Source organism: Paenarthrobacter sp. MSM-2-10-13 (genome assembly GCF_011605365.1).
GTDB lineage: Bacteria > Actinomycetota > Actinomycetes > Actinomycetales > Micrococcaceae > Arthrobacter.
Genome location: NZ_JAAOXO010000002.1, coordinates 517,387 through 533,663 on the forward strand (window position 1 = coordinate 517,387; position 16,277 = coordinate 533,663).

Below are 16,277 nucleotides of genomic sequence, written 5' to 3' on the forward strand. Positions count from 1 at the left end.
TGACGCGATTGACTCGACGGCCTCGAAGACGAGGGATGTCCTTGGCAGGGCAATACCTTGTGCTGCAGTTGCTGATCGTCCTGGCGGTTCTTGTTGCCGTGGTGGCTATTTCGCTGGCGCAATCCGCCGCCGTCTTCGAACGGACCGAAGGCCGCCGGGCGCTTTCTGCAGCCGAAGCCCTGGGCAACAACCCTACGGTGCGTGCACTGCTACCTGCTGCCGAACCCCGCACCGGATCAGCACTTCCCGCCGTTGCCGAATCTGTCCGCACCGTCTCCGGATCCTCCCACGTGGCGCTCGCCAGGATGGACGGCACCGTGGTGGCCTCCTCAGATCCAAGCCTGGTGGGGCAGTCGATGCCGCTCGGTGACAGCAGGGTCATGGAAGGCCGTGCCTGGACAGGCGTCCTGCCGGGCAGTAACGGTGCCGTACTTTCCGCCCACGTCCCCGTCCTGGACGACGCCGGAACAATGATCGGCATAGCCTCCATCAGCCGGAACTACCCTTCCACCATCGAGCGGCTGGGAGACGCCGTTCCCAACCTCCTCACCTATCTGGGCGTGGCCAGTGTCCTCGGAGTGGCCGGATCCCTTCTGCTGTCCCGCCGCGTCAAACGGCAAACCCTGGGCATGGAACCGCGGGAAATCACGGGGCTCGTGGAAAACCGCGAAGCGATGCTGCAAGGCCTGAAGGAGGGAGTGGTCGCCTTGGACCCCCACGAACGCATCACAGTGGCCAACCAAAGCGCCCGGCAACTCCTCGGCCTGCCAGCGGATTGCGTAGGGAAGAAGCTGCGATCCCTCCACGTGGACCCCGCGCTGAAAATCGTCCTCACCCGGGAACAATCCGACCCCGACCAGCTGGTGCTCGTGGGGGAGCGGCTGGTGGTCATGAACCGCGTGGCACTGCGCTCGCACGGCCGCGACATCGGCTCCGTAACAACGCTGAGGGACCGGACCGAGTTGTCGTCCCTGGAGAGCGAACTCGGCGCCACCCGCACCGTCACCGACACCCTGCGGGCCCAAGCCCACGAGTTCGCCAACCAACTCCACGTCATCTCCGGCCTCATCCAAATCGGCGAATACGATTCCGTGGTCCAGTTCGTCAACGGCGCCACCGTGGACCGCACCCGGCTCAACGACGACGTCACCAGCCGCATCCAGGACCCCGCGCTCGCCGCCCTCCTCATCGCGAAAGCCAGCCTGGCCACCGAACGGGGCGTGGAACTGCAGCTTGACCCAGAGTCCGCGCTGCCGCGCGTCAACGAGGAACTGTCGCGGGACCTCACCACGGTGGTGGGCAACCTGGTGGATAACGCGTTCGACGCCGTCACCGGCCTTCCGGGGGCATCGGTCCGGGTGCTGGTGGCAGACTCCGGTGACGAGGTGGCCGTCACGGTCCGGGACAACGGCCCCGGTGTACCCTCCGGCTCCGCCGAGGACATCTTCCGGCAGGGCTTCTCCACCAAAGAGCCCGGCCCGGGAGACGCCCGCGGTTTTGGCTTGGCGTTGTCACGGGTGATCTGCCGGCGATCCGGAGGGGACCTGAGCTTCTCGAACGACCATGGAGCGGTGTTCTCTGCACGCTTCAGCAACAAGGGGGCAACTCAGCCGTGATTAAAGTACTGATCGTCGACGACGACTTCATGGTGGCCAAGGTCCATGCCGGGTTCATCCAACGGACGCCCGGCTTCGGAGTGGTGGGCGTAGCCCATACGGGTGCGCAGGCCCTGGTGGAGACCGAGCGGCTGCAGCCGGACCTGGTGCTGTTGGACATCCATCTCCCGGACATCAACGGGCTTGACCTCATGCACCAGCTCCGCGATATTGCCCCGGAGCTGGATGTCCTGGTGATCAGCGCTGCCCGCGAAGTGGAGACTGTGCGGAAGGCTTTGCGCGGCGGCATAGTCCATTACCTGATCAAGCCGTTCTCCCAATCCGACCTACAGGAGCGGCTGGAGCACTATCTCAGTGCTTACCAGGGCCTGGACGCGTCCAAGGTTGAAGCGGAGCAATCCGATGTAAACCGCGTCTTCGGGTTGAGTGTTTCCGAGCGGACCCTTCCCAAGGGCTGCAGCGTGGAGACGCTCGAATTGGTTGAATCGGCGCTCAAGTCTGCGCCCGGTGACCTCTCAGCCGCCGAGCTTGCAGAACAGTTGGGTACGTCCCGGGTCAGCGCCCGTCGTTACCTTGAGTACCTCCACGACGAGGGGGCGCTGGAGGTCAGACTCAAGTACGGCGTCGGACGCCCTGAAAGGCGATATGTGCTGAAGGGGCGGTGAGTCCTGAGGGGTGCGAATCAGTGCTGGTAGATATCACGACGGTGGCCCATGGCGACTACCAGAACAATAAGTTGAGCGTCCCGGATCTCATAGATAATCCGGAAGTCGCCGGTACGGACACGCCAGTCACCACTGTTGCCGGATAGCTTTTGCCTCTGGCGGGCGAGGTGTTTCGGCGAGGAGTTCAATTGCAGCCTGAATACGTCGGCGTGCGTCCGGCGGGAGCTTTCGCAACCGACGGACGGCGGCAGGCGCGAGCTGCACTGACTAGCTCAAGCCAAGCCCAGCTCCGCTTTGACTTCCTCCCATGGCACGGCACCACTGCCGGTCTCGGTCATTTCGGTTCGAGCAGCTCAGTGCCGCGACGCGGCGACCACGGCGCAACAAATACACCGGTTCGTGGCTTACTCGCGCGGTATCAACCGCTTCGGAAAGCCGGCTTCGCGCAACAGTGACTGTCATCTCGCTCATACACCATTTCAGGCTTTTCTACGTTGAAATGTACATTTCAGCGCTAGGTGCTCATGCGGTCGGGTTCCAGCCCAATGCCGGCCCCAGCTTCCCGGCGATGTCGCTAAGGATCTGCACGTAGTCCTCGTGGTCAAAACTGAACGGCAGGGCGAAGGCGACTTCGTCCACTTCCTGGAAGCCCTCATGGGCGTACAGTTGCGCGGCGATTTCGTCGCTGCTGCCAATGAGGTCCTTTGCGAAGAGCATGCCCTTGGGCCCCTGCGGAGCGCTGGTCCGCGGAGTGCGCTGATCGACGTAGCGCTGGTATTTCTCCTGCTGGGCCGCGGAAGCCGAATCGGTGGGGATGACCACCAGGCCCTGCGAAGCCCGGGCGGTGTTTCCGGACGCTGCTGCGGCTTCACGGTACGCCCGGATCTGTGATTGTTGGACCCTGGCAAAGTCCGGTTCCTGGTCCTTATCCGGGAAAATCACGCTGCTGGACAGCAGATTGAAGCCGTTGGCCCCCGCCCATACGGCCGACTTCATGCTGCCCGCCCCGTACCAAAGGCGGCTGCGCAGTCCGGGTGAGTGCGGCTCCACCCGGTTGGAGTACTCCTCCACAACGCCCTGCTTGCCGGAGAAGTCCCTTACTTTTTCGCCTGCCACCAACCGTGCGAACCGGTCCACGCGGGCATATGAGAAGTCTTCTGATTCCGAAGAATCCGGGTACAGCTCATGCTTCACGGTGTGGTAGTTCATGGGTTCGCCCACGCTCAGCCCCGGATTGATCCGTCCCCCCGCGAGTAGGTCCACGGTGGCCAAGTCCTCTGCCAGGCGTAACGGGTTTTCCCAACCCAGCGGCGTTACTGCGGTGCCGAGTTCAATCCTGGACGTGCGCTGGCTGGCGGCGGCCATCACCGCCACCGGGGAGGAGATGCCGAACTGCAGATGGCGGTGCCGCAACCATGCGCTGTCGAACCCCAGCTGCTCGCCGAGTTCAATGATCTCCAGCGTGGATCGGTGCCCGGCGGCCGGATCGGTGGGGTCGAACAGGCCGATGGTGAGGAATCCAAGCTTGCTGAGGGGATGTTCTTGGGTTGGCATGGGCTTCCTTCGGGCTGGGCGTGAGGTTACTGCCCAGAATAATTGCCGGTACCGAGGACGACGGCGGGACGTTACCTTTTGTGATGGGTGCACGTTACGCCAAGCACAGCTTCTTCACAGCGACGTGGCTGATGACGGCTTCCAAGGTCCAAGGTACCGCTTTGGTACCATCGAACCATGGCTATGAATCTGCGCGTCCCAGAAGACCTCGATCGACGGCTGGAGAAGTTGGCCGCAGAGGAACACACATCCAAATCCGCACTCCTGTTGCAGGGGGCAGAGTTGGTTCTGCAGCGTCATGCGCGTCGACGCGAAATCAGTGAAGGCCTTGATTTCGTGATGAGTCATGATGCTGAGCTGCTGACGCGCCTTGAGGACGCGTGACAGCGTACCTGGACATTGAAGACGCCCTTCAAGTCGTTTACCGGTACGGCTTTCATATTCGCGATGTTGGCTTGTTGGCCTCGGCGTTGACCAGGCCGGCTACAACTGTCATGGGAGCGGAAGCCTATCCTGATCTTGCAATTAAGGCAGCTGCGCTATTGGAGTCTGTCGCCCGGTTCCATCCCCTCATAGATGGGAACAAGCGAACTGCGTGGACGCTCATGGTGCTGTTGCTGTGGATCAACGGATATAAGCATGACTTCACCACGGAAAAAGGCTTCGAGCTTGTGGTTGGAGTCGCCGCGGGCGCCATCGAACTGCGGGATTCTTCCGCTGAGATTTCTCAGCACTTGGTGCCCCGCCGCTAGACCCCTACCGTCTTCAGGTAGTTCCGTATTCCGTCCACCACCATCTGGTGGTCCTCGTCAGAGCTCAGCCCCGAAACCGTGACAGCACCGATCACACCGGCGCCCCGGACGCGGATGGGGAAGGAACCGCCGTCGAGGGTGTAGTCCTCGGGGGCAAGCCATCCGCCGCCCAACGGGTTGCGCTCGGCGAATTGTTCACCCAACAATGCCGTACTGTGCTCGAATCGCAGCACGGCGGCGGACTTGCGGCGGATCCACTCTTCCTGGTCGCCCGTGGCACCGGGCAGGACGCAGCGGAACAGCACAATGTTGTGCCTGCGGATATCGATCGCGACGCCGAAGTCCGACGCAATGGCGTGGTTGGCGATCAGTGAGCCGAGTCGCCATGCGTCATGGTGATCGAACGAACCGAACACCAGTTCATCTTCCTGCTGCTTCAGCTCCACCATGCGTGCAGATTCGCTCATGCCGCACCAACCCGGTCAGCGTCGTAGCTCAGTCCTACCTGGCGCCGGATTTCGTCCATGGCGGCCATGATGGCCACGGTCTCGGCTGGCGGCAGGATGGTCCCGGCAGTCTCACCTGAGCGGATCAGGCGTTCCAGTTCAGCAGCCTGATACTGCATGCCGCGGCTGGTGACGGGCTGGTCATACCGCTCAATGACACTGCCGTCCACGGCATGAACTGTGAAGGGAACCGGGTTGTACCAAGTGCTTTCTATGTCGATCCACCCTTCGCTGCCGATCACCATGGCACGGTTGGCGCTGGCGGCGTCGAGTTCGCAATCCACCATCGCCTGGGCACCACTGGCGTATTCGAAGATCGCTGCGGTCTGACGATCGACTCCGGTGGCCGACATGGAGGCGCTGGCCTTTATGGACGCAGGAGTGCCCAGGATGTCGAAGGCAAAGGAGACTGGGTAGATGCCCAGGTCCAGCAGCGCCCCGCCGCCCAGGGCGGGATCGTTGAGCCGGTGGGCGGGATCCTTGGGAAGGCTCTGGTTGTGGGTGGCCACCACCTTGCGTACTGCACCGATGGTTCCTGAAGCGATGATGTCCCGGAGGCGAATCATGTGCGGCAGGAACCGGGTCCACATGGCCTCCAGCGCCACGAGCCCCTTGGATTCCGCGAGGTCAACAATGTCCTGTGCCTGGCGGGCATTCATGGTGAACGCCTTCTCCACCAGGACGTGCTTGCCCGCATTCAACGCCAAGAGGGCGTTCTCATAGTGGAAAGGGTGCGGCGTGGCCACGTAGACCACATCAACCAGGGGATCTGCAACAAGGTCCTCATAGCTGCCATGCGCGGTGGCCACGCCGTGCTCCCCAGCGAACGACTCACTCGATTCTAACGATCGCGATCCCACGGCTTGCACCGTGAAACCGTTCTCCTTCAAGTCCTTGGTCTGGAGCCCCGCGATGAATCCTGTGCCGAGGATTCCCCAGCGGATTGTTCCGTCGGAGGTGCCGTTGCTGAGGGTCACGTGCTTAGTCCTTGCTGCTGAAGGCGGCGTCGAAGGAGGTCTGCGAAGCCGGGAAGTCGAACTTCTTGAGGGCGGCGAGGGCTTCGGGGGCGCCGTGGAGGCGGTCCATGCCGGCGTCTTCCCATTCCACGCTGATGGGTCCGTTGTAACCGATGGCGGTGAGGGCACGGAAGGACGATTCCCAGGGCACGTCGCCTCGTCCGGCGGAGACGAAGTCCCAGCCACGGCGGGGATCTCCCCAGGGCAGGTGCGAGCCCATGACGGTGTTCCGGCCGGTGGGGCGCAGCTTGGTGTCCTTGCAGTCCACGTGGTAGATCCGGTCCTTGAAGTCCCAGATGAAGGACACAGGATCGATGCCCTGCCACATGAAGTGGGACGGGTCCCAGTTCAGGCCGAACGCTTCCCGGTGGCCGATCGCTTCGAGGGTCCGGACGGTGGTCCAGTAGTCGTAGGCGATCTCGGACGGGTGGACTTCGTGGGCGAAGCGGACCCCGCATTCGTCGAAGACGTCCAGGATGGGGTTCCAGCGGTCGGCGAAGTCCTGGTAGCCGGCCTCGATGACCTTCTCGGGGACAGGCGGGAACATGGCCACGTATTGCCAGATGGAGGAGCCGGTGAACCCGACGACGGTGTCCACGCCGAGCGCTTTTGCGAGGCGGGCTGTGTGCTTCATTTCTTCGGCAGCGCGTTGGCGCACGCCTTCGGGGTCGCCGTCGCCCCACACCTTGGACCCAACGATCGCCTCGTGGCGGAAGTCGATGGGGTCATCGCAGACGGCTTGGCCCTTGAGGTGGTTGGAGATGGCCCAGACCTTGAGGTTGTACTTTTCCAGGACAGCGAGTTTGGATTCGACGTAGCCGGGTTCGTCCCAGCGCCAGGCGTCCAGATGGTCTCCGGAGACGGCGATTTCCAGGCCGTCGTAGCCCCAGCCGGAAGCAAGACGCGCGACTTCCTCGAAGGGGAGGTCGGCCCACTGGCCGGTGAACAGGGTGTACGGGCGGGGCATGTCAGGCTCCTTCAGTAACGGATGCGGTGAGCTGGATCAGTGAGCTTTTGGCGGCTGCGGACTCTTCCACGGCGGCCAGGATGTGCTGGACGTTCAGTCCCTCTTCAAACGACGGCGACGGCGACTCACCCGCGGCGATCGCGGTGAGGAAGTCGCGGATCTGGTGCGTGAAGGTGTGTTCCCAGCCGATGATGTGACCTTGCGGCCACCACGCTTCCAGGTACGGGTGTTCGGCCTCGTTGACCAGGATCCGGCGGAATCCTTGCTCACGGACGGGCACTGTGGTGTCCATGAAATAGAGTTCGTTCAGGTTCTCCAGGTCAAAGGTCATTGAACCAAGCGAGCCGTAGATTTCCAGTCTCAGGGAGTTCTTCTGGCCAGTCGCTACGCGGGAAGCTTCAACTGAGGCGATTGCTCCTGAGGCGAGCGAGAGGTTTACCCAGGCGGCGTCGTCGACCGTGACATCCTCCGGGCCCTCTGCGCCGGGGCGCTGATCAACAAAAGTCTGCAGGCGGCCCGAAACCTCGGTGACAGCATCGTTCAGAAGGTACAGGACCTGGTCGATGGCGTGAGAGGCGATGTCGCCCAGGGCGCCGGATCCGGCGGTTTCCTTGCGGAGGCGCCAGGACATGGGGGACTGGGCGTCGGTCAGCCAGTCCTGCAGGTACGCGGCGCGAACATGCCGGACTGTGCCGAGACGACCTTCCGCAATGAGTTCCTTGGCGAGGGCAAGCGCTGGGACGCGGCGGTAGTTGAAGCCGATCATCGACTGCACACCGCGGTCCCGGGCCTTTGCGGCGGCTGCGGTCATCAGCTCGGCCTCACCCAAGGTGTTGGCCAGCGGCTTCTCCACCAGAACGTGCTTGCCCGCTTCCAAAGCCGCGATGGCGATTTCGGCGTGCATCCAGCCCGGTGCGCAGATATCGATGATGTGGATGTCGTCCCGTTCGATCACGGAGCGCCAGTCTGTGGCGGACTCGGCCCAGCCGTACTTGGCGGCGGCTTCCGCGACGGCATCTGCGTCCCGGCCCACCAGCACTTTTTGCTCGAAGGCCGGGACGTCAAAGAAGCTGGAGACGTTCCGCCAAGCATTCGAGTGGGCCTTACCCATGAAGGCATAACCGATTGCCGCGACGCCCAGCGGCGAGGAGGTAGGAATAGTCATCAGGTTCGTCGCCGGCTCTAGAGGGTGGCGGTTTCGGGTGCCCAGTCCTCGGGGAGGGCGGCCGAGGCGGGTGCGTTGCTGGTGACGTCCACGAAGGTACCCGATTCCACGGATTCGGCTATCGAGACCATGCTGTCCAGCACGTGGTAGGCGAGGTCGCCGGTGGCCCGGTGGGCAGTTCCGGCACGAAGGGCGCGGGCCATGTCCAGAACACCCAGGCCACGGCCGTTGGCCGGACCCGTTGCAGGGATGATCTCCGGCTCTTCCGCACCGGGACGCCAGAGCTTGAGGTCGCCGTCGAAGTAGTTCGGATCCGGGAGGGACAGGGTGGCCTCAGAGCCGGTGACTTCCACGAAGCCCATCCGCAGGCGCGGTGATTCGAAGGAGAAGACGCTGTGGGAGGACTGGCCGCCTTCGAACTGCGCCATCGCGGAGACGTGGGTGGGGACCTCGACGGCGAATTCCTCGCCTGCCTTGGGGCCGGAACCAATGACGCGGGTCGCTTTGGCGGAGGAACCGACGGCGGCCACCTTGCGGATCGATCCGAAGGTCTGGATCAGGGCGGTGAGGTAGTACGGGCCCATGTCGAACAGGGGGCCGGCGCCGTGCTGGAACAGGAACGCGGGGTTGGGGTGCCAGGACTCCGGGCCGGGGGTTTGGAACGTGGTCATGCCGGTCAGGGGCGTTCCGATGTCGCCGCGTTCGATGATGCGTCGGGCGGTTTGCAGCCCGGCGCCGAGGAACGTGTCCGGGGCCGTGCCCAGGCGGATCCCAGCGGCGTCGGCTGCCTTGAGCAGGCCGAGCCCGGATTCGCGGTCCAAGGAGAAGGGCTTCTCGGTCCAGACGTGCTTGCCCGCGTTGACGGCTGCGGTGGCGACTTCAACGTGCGCTGCCGGGATGGTCAGGTTCACGATGATCTCGACGTCGGGGTGGTTCAGGGCCAGCTCCGGGGCACCGAATTCGGGGATCCCGTATTCTTCGGCGCGCGCCTTTGCTGCCTCTTCGAAGAGGTCCGCGATCACCAGGACTTTCAGGTCCGGGAAGACCGTGAGGTTGTCCAGGTACTGCTTGCTGATGTTGCCCGCGCCGATGACGGCAACGCCCACGGGGCCTTTGCGGGTAGACGGTGCGAAGCTCATGCCTTGGCTCCTTCTGCTGCCTGGGTGTCGGTTGCAGCGTCTGCGCTGGCCGCTGCGGTGAGGTAGTTCAAGCTCTCGGTGATGCCTTGGAAGATGTCTCCGGAGTAGTCATCGAATTCCACCACGCCCACTTCCAGGGACTTCGCTGCGGCGATGACATCCAGCACCGGGACGGTGCCCTGGCCTGCGGGCTGCTGGGCTTTGGTGTCGGTGGTGGCCGGGCCGTCCTTGATGTGGATGAGCTTCACGCGGTCACCCAGGCGTGCCAGCAGTTCCACGGGGTCCTGGCCACCGACGGCAACCCAGTACGTGTCTACTTCAAGGACGAGTTCGGGATCCAGCAAACCTTCGAGGTACTCCAGGGCGGTTTTGCCTTCGATGGTGGACTCCAGCTCCCATGCGTGGTTGTGGTAGCCGACGCGGATGCCGTACTCGGCACCCTTCTTCGCTGCTGCGTTGAGCTTGGCCGCGGTGGCCTGGATGTCCTGGGCCGACTGCCAGTGCTCGGCGGGAAGGAATGGATCGATCACCGTGGTGATGCCCAGCTCCTTGGCTGCTGCAAAGATCTCATCCTGGTCCTGGCTCAACAGCGGGGCATGGCCGGACGGAGCCGTCAGGCCGTTCTCCTTTAACGCCGCGCCAAGTTCCTTGGCCGTGGCCACGAAGTTATAGGGCTCCACCTGCGTGAAACCGATCTCGGCAACCCTCTTGATGGTGCCTGGCAGGTCCTCCTGGATGGCATCTCGGAGGGTATACAGCTGGAGCGAATACGACATGGGGATCCTTTTCGGGAGTGCTTTTCCGGGATTTCAGGGCCTTGGCGCCAGTCTAGTGAGCACCCCCTCGGGGAGCCACCGATTCCACACGTCAATGGACTGGACACCAACTCCTTTCAGCCTAAAGGGACTTTTGCCGAGCGTCTAGCAAAAGTTGTAAGAATTCCGCAAAACTTCTGCTGGATGACATGCATAAGCAATCATGCTTCACTAATTGCATGACATCTGAGGCCGGAATCGACGCCGGAAATAGCTCCGTGCCCGAAGCCGGCAATCTCTCCCGCGCCGGAAATCTCTTCCAACTCCTCCGCGACGGTAAGGCGCGCACCCGGGCTGAGCTTGCAGAAACCACTGGCCTTGCCCGCTCCACCGTTGCCTCAAGGATTGACGCCCTCATCAGCTCAGGGCTCGTCGGCCCTGCTGGCGAGGCGAGCTCCACAGGCGGCAGGCCGCCGTCGCGCGTTGCCTTCAACCCCGCCGCGCGCGTTGTCCTGGCCGTCGACGTCGGAGCTACCCACGTGATTGTTGCCGTCACCGATCTCGGCGGCGACGTTGTGGCCGAGCGACGGCTGACGCAGGAGGTCGCTGACGGGCCGGACGTGGTCCTGGGCCGCGTGGTTTCAGCGGGCATGGAACTCCTGGCCGAAGCCGGCCGCGAACCCGGCGAGCTCGCCGGAATAGGCATCGGCCTGCCCGGTCCCGTAGAACACGCCAGCGGCAGGCCGGTCAAGCCGCCCATCATGCCTGGCTGGGACGGATTCGACGTCGTCACGTACGTTCAGCGCTCCCTGCCGGTTCCAGTCCTGGTGGACAACGACGTCAACATCATGGCCCTCGGTGAACGCACCGCGTACTGGCCGGACCATGAAAACTTCCTCTTCATCAAAGTGGCCACCGGAATCGGCGCGGGCATCATCAGCAGCGGACAATTACAGCGCGGCGCCAACGGCACCGCCGGCGACCTCGGCCACGTCCGTGTGCCCCGCGGTGACGACGTCCTCTGCCGCTGCGGCAACCACGGCTGCCTCGAGGCGCTGGCCTCAGGTCCCGCCGTCGCGCGTCAACTGCAGGCACAAGGGCTGGAAGCTGCCAGCGGCGCCGACGTCCTGCGACTCGTTGGCGAAGGAAACCTGCAGGCCATCCAGTCGCTTCGGCAGGCCGGACGCGATGTTGGCGATGTCTTAGCCACTGTGGTCAACCTGCTCAACCCGTCCATGATCATCATCGGCGGCAGCGTGGGGGAGGCAGGTGAGCACCTGGTGGCCGGGATCCGCGAAGTGGTCTACCGGCGGTCCTTGCCCCTGGCCACCACGCACCTGCGCATCGGCATTTCCATGGCCGGTCAGCGCGCGGCGATCCTTGGCGCCAGCCACCTGGTGACCCAGCATGTTCTCTCACCGTCCGTGATTGAGGCCACGCTCCAAGCGGCGGGCTAAGCCCTTCTTATGGGCTTCCGCGGCGTGGGAGCGTGATAGCAATGAAAGTGATGAGTACTTTCTTCGCTTCCCCGTGCGCCCAATGACCCGGTTCCTCGCCAGAATTCCCCGCGGCTGGCTGATCCTCGCGTGCATCGGCCTCATTGCCCTGAACATGCGCGGACCCTTCGTGGCGGTGGCGCCCGTGGTGGATTCGTTACAGCAGGATCTCGGATTCTCGCCTGTGGAACTCGGGCTCCTGACCGGCATTCCCGTCCTCTGCTTCTCCCTTGCTTCGCCTTTGGCTTCGTTGGCCGGGCGCCGCCTGGGCGCCGAATTCGCGGTGATGCTCACCCTGCTGGGTGTTCTTGCGGGCGTGGTGATTCGATCCAGCGGCGGTGGCCTTTCGGTCATGGTGGGCACGGTCATCATTGGCGTGGCCATCACCATCGGCAATATTGCAGTGCCGCTGATCATCCGTCGAGACTTCGCACCGCGGCGTCAGGCAACCGCCATGGGCGTTTACACTGCTGCACTCAACGTGGGCTCATTCTTTACCTCCGTGGCCACCGCACCCCTCGCCGAACTGGTGGGCTGGCGGCTTGCCCTTGCTGCGAGCGCTTTGTTGGCGTTGGCGGCCATCCTGTTTTGGGTTCCAACAGTGGGTGCGCGGCGGGCGTTTGTTCCCGCGGCGGTTCCCTTGCCTGTTGCTTCCGGGGCCGGTCCTGTTGCGGGTGTTCGCTGGCTGACTGTGGGCCTGACTCTCGGCTTCGCGGGTCAGGCGTTCTCCTACTACGGGGTCACCGCGTGGTTGCCCAGTTTTCTTGCCGACGAACTCGCCATGGGTACCGCCGAAGCCGGTGCGGGGTCCTCGCTGTTCCAGATTTTCGCGATCGTGGGCGGCCTGGGCGTGCCACTCCTGGCCCGTTTCACCAGTACGACGACGGTGGCGGTCACCTTGAGCGCGCTGTGGCTGACGGTTCCCGTGGGCTTGTTGCTGGCTCCTGGTTTCTGGTGGTTGTGGTCCTCACTGGGCGGTGTTGCGCAGGGTGGCGGGATCACGGTGATCTTCATTGCCATCATCAAGTTTGCGCAGTCGCAGGCCGCGGCCGGGAAGATGTCCGCTGTGGTGCAAGGGGTTGGTTATTGCTTCGCCGCGTTGGCTCCCACTGTTGTTGGGTTCGTGCACAGTGAGACCGATGGGTGGACGGTGCCGCTGTTCGTGATCCTCGGCTCGGTGCTCGCGTTCTGTGTGTGCACCACGTTGTCCGTGCGCTGGGTGGCCCGCCAGCGCTGAGCTCTTCTCGCGTGCCCGATTCGGGGGTTCCCTGCGGAGGATGCCGTTCGCACGGCACGGTGTGCAGCGAGCCATCGAATCGGGAGGGCCCGGGCATGGAGAAGCCCCGCTGCTGGGCTGCCTCCCCGGCGGTCGGGGTCACTTGTTGCGAAAAGTGCAGGCAGCCCAGCGTCGGGGCTTGATTGTGTCGCTACTCAGGTCCTGGACCTAAGCGGCGACGAGCTCCTCTTCCGTGGCCTCTTCACGGGCCTCGGTGAGGAAGCGGGCGTACGCGGGGATGGTCAGGAAGGTGGGGAATTCTTCGGCCAGGGTGACTTCTTCGAAGATGGCGCGGGCGTCAGCGAAGCGGTCTCCGTCGAAGCGTTCCAGGCGGGCGAATTCCTCATCCAGCATGTCCTCCACCCACTGCGCGGTGATGATGTCCCCGTGGTCCGTGATGGCGTGGGAGTGGATCCACTGCCAGAGCTGGGAGCGGGAGATCTCCGCGGTGGCGGCGTCTTCCATGAGGTTGTGGATGGCCACGGCCCCGTTGCCGCGCAGCCAGGACTCGATGTAGCGGATGCCCACCTCGATGTTCAGGCGAACCCCGCCCTCGGTGATGGTGCCCTCGGTGCTGGCGATGTCGATCAGTGCACGGTCATCCGGGGTGACGTCCTCGCGGGAGCGGTCCAACTGGTTGGGCTTGTTGCCCAGCACCTTGTCAAAGACCTCGCGTGCCACGGGCACCAGATCCGGGTGGGCCACCCACGAACCGTCAAAGCCGTCGTTGGCCTCGCGGGTCTTGTCAGCACGAACCTTCTCGAACGACGCCGTGTTCGCGGCCTCGTCCTTCCGGTTCGGAACCGCTGCTGCCATGCCCCCAATGGCCATGGCACCGCGGCGGTGGCAGGCCCGGACCAACTGCTCGGTGTAAGCACGCATGAACGGCTGGGTCATGGTCACCTGGCCACGGTCCGGGAGCACGAAACGCGGTCCACGGGTGCGGAAGTTCTTGATCAGGGAGAAAATGTAGTCCCACCGGCCGGCGTTCAAACCCGAAGCATGGTCCCGAAGTTCGTACAGGATCTCTTCCATCTCAAACGCAGCGGTGATGGTTTCGATCAGCACCGTGGCGCGGATGGTGCCCTGCGGGATGCCCAGCAGGTCCTGCGCCAGGACGAAGATGTCGTTCCACAACCGGGCTTCGAGGTGGTTCTCGATCTTAGGCAAGTAGAAGTACGGGCCCTTGCCCTGGGCCAGCAGCCGGCGGGCGTTGTGGAAGAAGAACAGCCCAAAGTCCACAATGCCGCCGGCGATCGGCTTCCCGTCGATCAGCATGTGCTTCTCCGGCAGGTGCCAACCACGCGGGCGAACCACAATAGTGGGCAGGTCCTCGGCGGCCTTGAGCTTGTACTCCTTGCCCTCAGGAGAAGTGAAATCGATCCGCCGCTCCAGCGCATCCGTCAGGTTCAGCTGCCCCTGGATCACGTTGCGCCACGTCGGCGTGGACGAGTCCTCCATGTCTGCCAGCCACACCTTCGCACCCGAGTTCAGGGCGTTGATGGTCATCTTCTTATCCACCGGACCCGTGATTTCAACACGACGATCCTCCAGCCCGGGCGCCGGGGGAGCGACCCGCCAAGACGGGTCATTCCGGATGGCCTCGGTCTGCGGCAGGAACCGCGGATCCTGGCCCCCTGAAATCTGGTTGCGGCGGGCGTGCCGTGCCTGCATCAGCTCCTGACGACGATCCGCCGTCGCCCGGTGCAACTTGCCAATGAACTCAAGGGCGTCCGGCGTGAGGACCTCGTTCTGCCGGCAAATGGGCTGCGCGGTGATGGTGATGCCATTGATAGTGAAGTTGTCAGTGAAGCTGTTCATTTCAATCTCTCCTATGAGAAGCAAATGTTCGACGGCGGCACGTCCGTGAGGTGCGCACGAGGCCGAAGGGCCGGTAATGCGGCAGCCTGCGTAAAGGGGCCCTGTATCCGCCCTCGACCGAGTTCTACGAGGTCATAGGGCGGATATGGGGATAGCAGGCAGAGCGTTGCCGGTCTGTAGGCCGGAGGTTCAGGCCGGGACCAGCTGCCGTCGGGTGTTGATTAGTGGAATTGGCCCTCTTCGGTCGATCCGACCAGTGCGAGGGTGGATGCGTTCGGGTTGAGCGCGGTTGCGATGTCGTCGAAGTAGCCGGTGCCGACTTCGCGCTGGTGCTTGGTGGCGGTGTAGCCGCGGGACTCGGAGGCGAATTCCTTCTCCTGGAGCTCGACGTAGGCGCTCATGCCTTCACGGGCGTAGCCGTGGGCGAGATCGAACATGGAGTAGTTAAGGGCGTGGAATCCGGCCAGGGTGATGAACTGGAACGTGAAGCCCATGGCACCGAGCTCACGCTGGAACTTGGCGATGGTGGTGTCGTCCAGGTGCTTGCGCCAGTTGAAGGACGGGGAGCAGTTGTAGGAGAGCATCTGGTCCGGGAACTCGGCCTTGACCGATTCGGCGAACTTACGGGCCAGTTCCAGGTCCGGGGTGCCGGTCTCCATCCAGATGAGGTCGGAGTACGGTGCGTAGGCCTTTGCACGGGCGATGCAGGGTTCGATTCCGTTGCGGACCTTGTAGAAACCCTCGGCGGTACGTTCGCCCGTGATGAATTCCTGGTCGCGCTCGTCAACGTCTGAGGTGATCAGGGTTGCTGCCTCGGCGTCGGTGCGGGCGATGACCACCGTGGGGGTACCGGCGACGTCGGCTGCCAGGCGGGCTGCGTTCAGGGTCCGGATGTGCTGCTGGGTGGGAATCAGGACCTTGCCGCCCAAGTGGCCACACTTCTTCTCCGATGCGAGCTGGTCTTCCCAGTGAACGCCCGAGGCGCCTGCGGTGATCATGGACTTCATGAGCTCGTAGGCGTTGAGCGGGCCACCGAATCCTGCTTCGGCGTCGGCGACGATCGGGACCAACCAGTCTTCAACGGTCTTGACGCCCTCGGCATACTCGATCTGGTCTGCGCGGAGCAGGGCGTTGTTGATGCGGCGGACAACCTGGGGCACCGAGTTGGCCGGGTATAGGGACTGGTCCGGGTAGGTCTGGCCCGAAAGGTTGGCATCAGCGGCCACCTGCCAACCGGAGAGGTAGATGGCTCGGAGACCAGCCTTGACCTGCTGAACCGCCTGGTTTCCGGTCAGTGCGCCCAAGGCGTTGGTGTAGCCACCGGTGGGAGCTTCCTCGGTGAGCTGCTTCCACAGCTTCTCTGAACCGCGGCGGGCCAGGGTGTGCTCTTCGGAGACGCGACCACGGAGGCGGACGACGTCGGTGGCCGAGTAATCACGGGTGACGCCTTCCCACCGCGGGTTGGCGGACCATTCAAGTTCCAGCGCTGCGGCCTGCTGCTCTGCGGACTGCTCTGCGGGTTCAAATGATGCGGTCATTTTTGATCTCC

At 63.7% G+C, this 16,277-nt stretch carries 16 protein-coding genes; 6 read left to right on the forward strand and 10 right to left on the reverse strand.

Features of this window, described 5'->3' with window-relative positions:
* Positions 1-35 precede the first annotated feature (35 nt).
* Positions 36-1,616: a sensor histidine kinase gene (locus HAV21_RS08260; RefSeq protein ID WP_166841382.1), complete on the forward strand. Its 1,581-nt coding sequence runs from the start codon at positions 36-38 to the stop codon at positions 1,614-1,616.
* Positions 1,613-2,281 (forward strand): response regulator, encoded by a 669-nt coding sequence (locus tag HAV21_RS08265; protein ID WP_142936724.1) that lies wholly within the window; start codon positions 1,613-1,615, stop codon positions 2,279-2,281. The genes HAV21_RS08260 and HAV21_RS08265 overlap by 4 nt, the downstream gene beginning before the upstream one ends.
* A 17-nt stretch (positions 2,282-2,298) precedes the next feature.
* On the opposite strand, the gene HAV21_RS08270 is transcribed toward HAV21_RS08265, so the two are convergent.
* Together HAV21_RS08270 and HAV21_RS08280 are read right to left on the reverse strand one after the other, a co-directional pair.
* Entirely contained in the window at positions 2,299-2,469 is a 171-nt protein-coding gene (locus HAV21_RS08270; protein WP_347877623.1) for a type II toxin-antitoxin system RelE/ParE family toxin, read from the reverse strand.
* Positions 2,470-2,803: 334 nt separating this feature from the next.
* Positions 2,804-3,835: an LLM class flavin-dependent oxidoreductase gene (locus tag HAV21_RS08280; RefSeq protein ID WP_166841339.1), complete on the reverse strand. Its 1,032-nt coding sequence runs from the start codon at positions 3,833-3,835 to the stop codon at positions 2,804-2,806.
* A 177-nt stretch (positions 3,836-4,012) separates the two neighbouring features.
* On the opposite strand from HAV21_RS08280, the gene HAV21_RS08285 reads away from it, so the two are divergent.
* Positions 4,013-4,219, forward strand: a complete 207-nt coding sequence (locus HAV21_RS08285) for a ribbon-helix-helix protein, CopG family (RefSeq protein WP_223941739.1) — start codon at positions 4,013-4,015, stop codon at positions 4,217-4,219.
* Positions 4,216-4,587, forward strand: a complete 372-nt coding sequence (locus tag HAV21_RS08290; protein ID WP_166841340.1) for a type II toxin-antitoxin system death-on-curing family toxin — start codon at positions 4,216-4,218, stop codon at positions 4,585-4,587. The genes HAV21_RS08285 and HAV21_RS08290 overlap by 4 nt, the downstream gene beginning before the upstream one ends.
* On the opposite strand, the gene HAV21_RS08295 is transcribed toward HAV21_RS08290, so the two are convergent.
* Genes HAV21_RS08295 through HAV21_RS08320 form a run of 6 tightly spaced genes read right to left on the reverse strand, consistent with a single transcriptional unit; the run spans position 4,584 to position 10,156 of the window.
* The gene (locus HAV21_RS08295) at positions 4,584-5,054 is read right to left on the reverse strand and encodes a heme-degrading domain-containing protein (protein ID WP_142936721.1); all 471 of its coding nucleotides are present in this window, start codon (positions 5,052-5,054) and stop codon (positions 4,584-4,586) included. The genes HAV21_RS08290 and HAV21_RS08295 overlap by 4 nt on opposite strands.
* Positions 5,051-6,070, reverse strand: coding sequence for a Gfo/Idh/MocA family oxidoreductase (locus tag HAV21_RS08300; RefSeq protein WP_166841341.1), 1,020 nt, complete (start codon positions 6,068-6,070; stop codon positions 5,051-5,053). The genes HAV21_RS08295 and HAV21_RS08300 overlap by 4 nt, the downstream gene beginning before the upstream one ends.
* Before the next feature lie 4 nt (positions 6,071-6,074).
* On the reverse strand, positions 6,075-7,076 hold the full coding sequence (locus tag HAV21_RS08305; protein WP_166841342.1) for a sugar phosphate isomerase/epimerase family protein: 1,002 nt from the start codon (positions 7,074-7,076) through the stop codon (positions 6,075-6,077).
* Between the two features lies 1 nt (position 7,077).
* Positions 7,078-8,241: a Gfo/Idh/MocA family oxidoreductase gene (locus HAV21_RS08310; RefSeq protein WP_166841343.1), complete on the reverse strand. Its 1,164-nt coding sequence runs from the start codon at positions 8,239-8,241 to the stop codon at positions 7,078-7,080.
* A gap of 17 nt (positions 8,242-8,258) precedes the next feature.
* Positions 8,259-9,380, reverse strand: coding sequence for a Gfo/Idh/MocA family oxidoreductase (locus tag HAV21_RS08315; RefSeq protein ID WP_166841344.1), 1,122 nt, complete (start codon positions 9,378-9,380; stop codon positions 8,259-8,261).
* Positions 9,377-10,156 carry a sugar phosphate isomerase/epimerase gene (locus HAV21_RS08320; protein ID WP_142936716.1) on the reverse strand — a complete coding sequence of 260 codons (780 nt, stop codon included), beginning with the start codon at positions 10,154-10,156 and terminating at the stop codon, positions 9,377-9,379. The genes HAV21_RS08315 and HAV21_RS08320 overlap by 4 nt, the downstream gene beginning before the upstream one ends.
* 218 nt (positions 10,157-10,374) lie before the next feature.
* On the opposite strand from HAV21_RS08320, the gene HAV21_RS08325 reads away from it, so the two are divergent.
* Complete coding sequence (locus HAV21_RS08325) at positions 10,375-11,592, forward strand: ROK family transcriptional regulator (protein ID WP_243753167.1); 1,218 nt, start codon at positions 10,375-10,377, stop codon at positions 11,590-11,592.
* Between the two features lie 82 nt (positions 11,593-11,674).
* A complete protein-coding gene (locus HAV21_RS08330; protein ID WP_166841346.1) occupies positions 11,675-12,868 on the forward strand; it encodes an MFS transporter in 1,194 nt (397 codons plus the stop codon).
* A gap of 207 nt (positions 12,869-13,075) precedes the next feature.
* On the opposite strand, the gene aceB is transcribed toward HAV21_RS08330, so the two are convergent.
* The gene (gene aceB, locus HAV21_RS08335) at positions 13,076-14,728 is read right to left on the reverse strand and encodes a malate synthase A (protein WP_142936713.1); all 1,653 of its coding nucleotides are present in this window, start codon (positions 14,726-14,728) and stop codon (positions 13,076-13,078) included.
* 221 nt (positions 14,729-14,949) lie between these two features.
* Positions 14,950-16,266: an isocitrate lyase gene (aceA, locus tag HAV21_RS08340; RefSeq protein WP_110504936.1), complete on the reverse strand. Its 1,317-nt coding sequence runs from the start codon at positions 16,264-16,266 to the stop codon at positions 14,950-14,952.
* Positions 16,267-16,277: the final 11 nt, after the last annotated feature.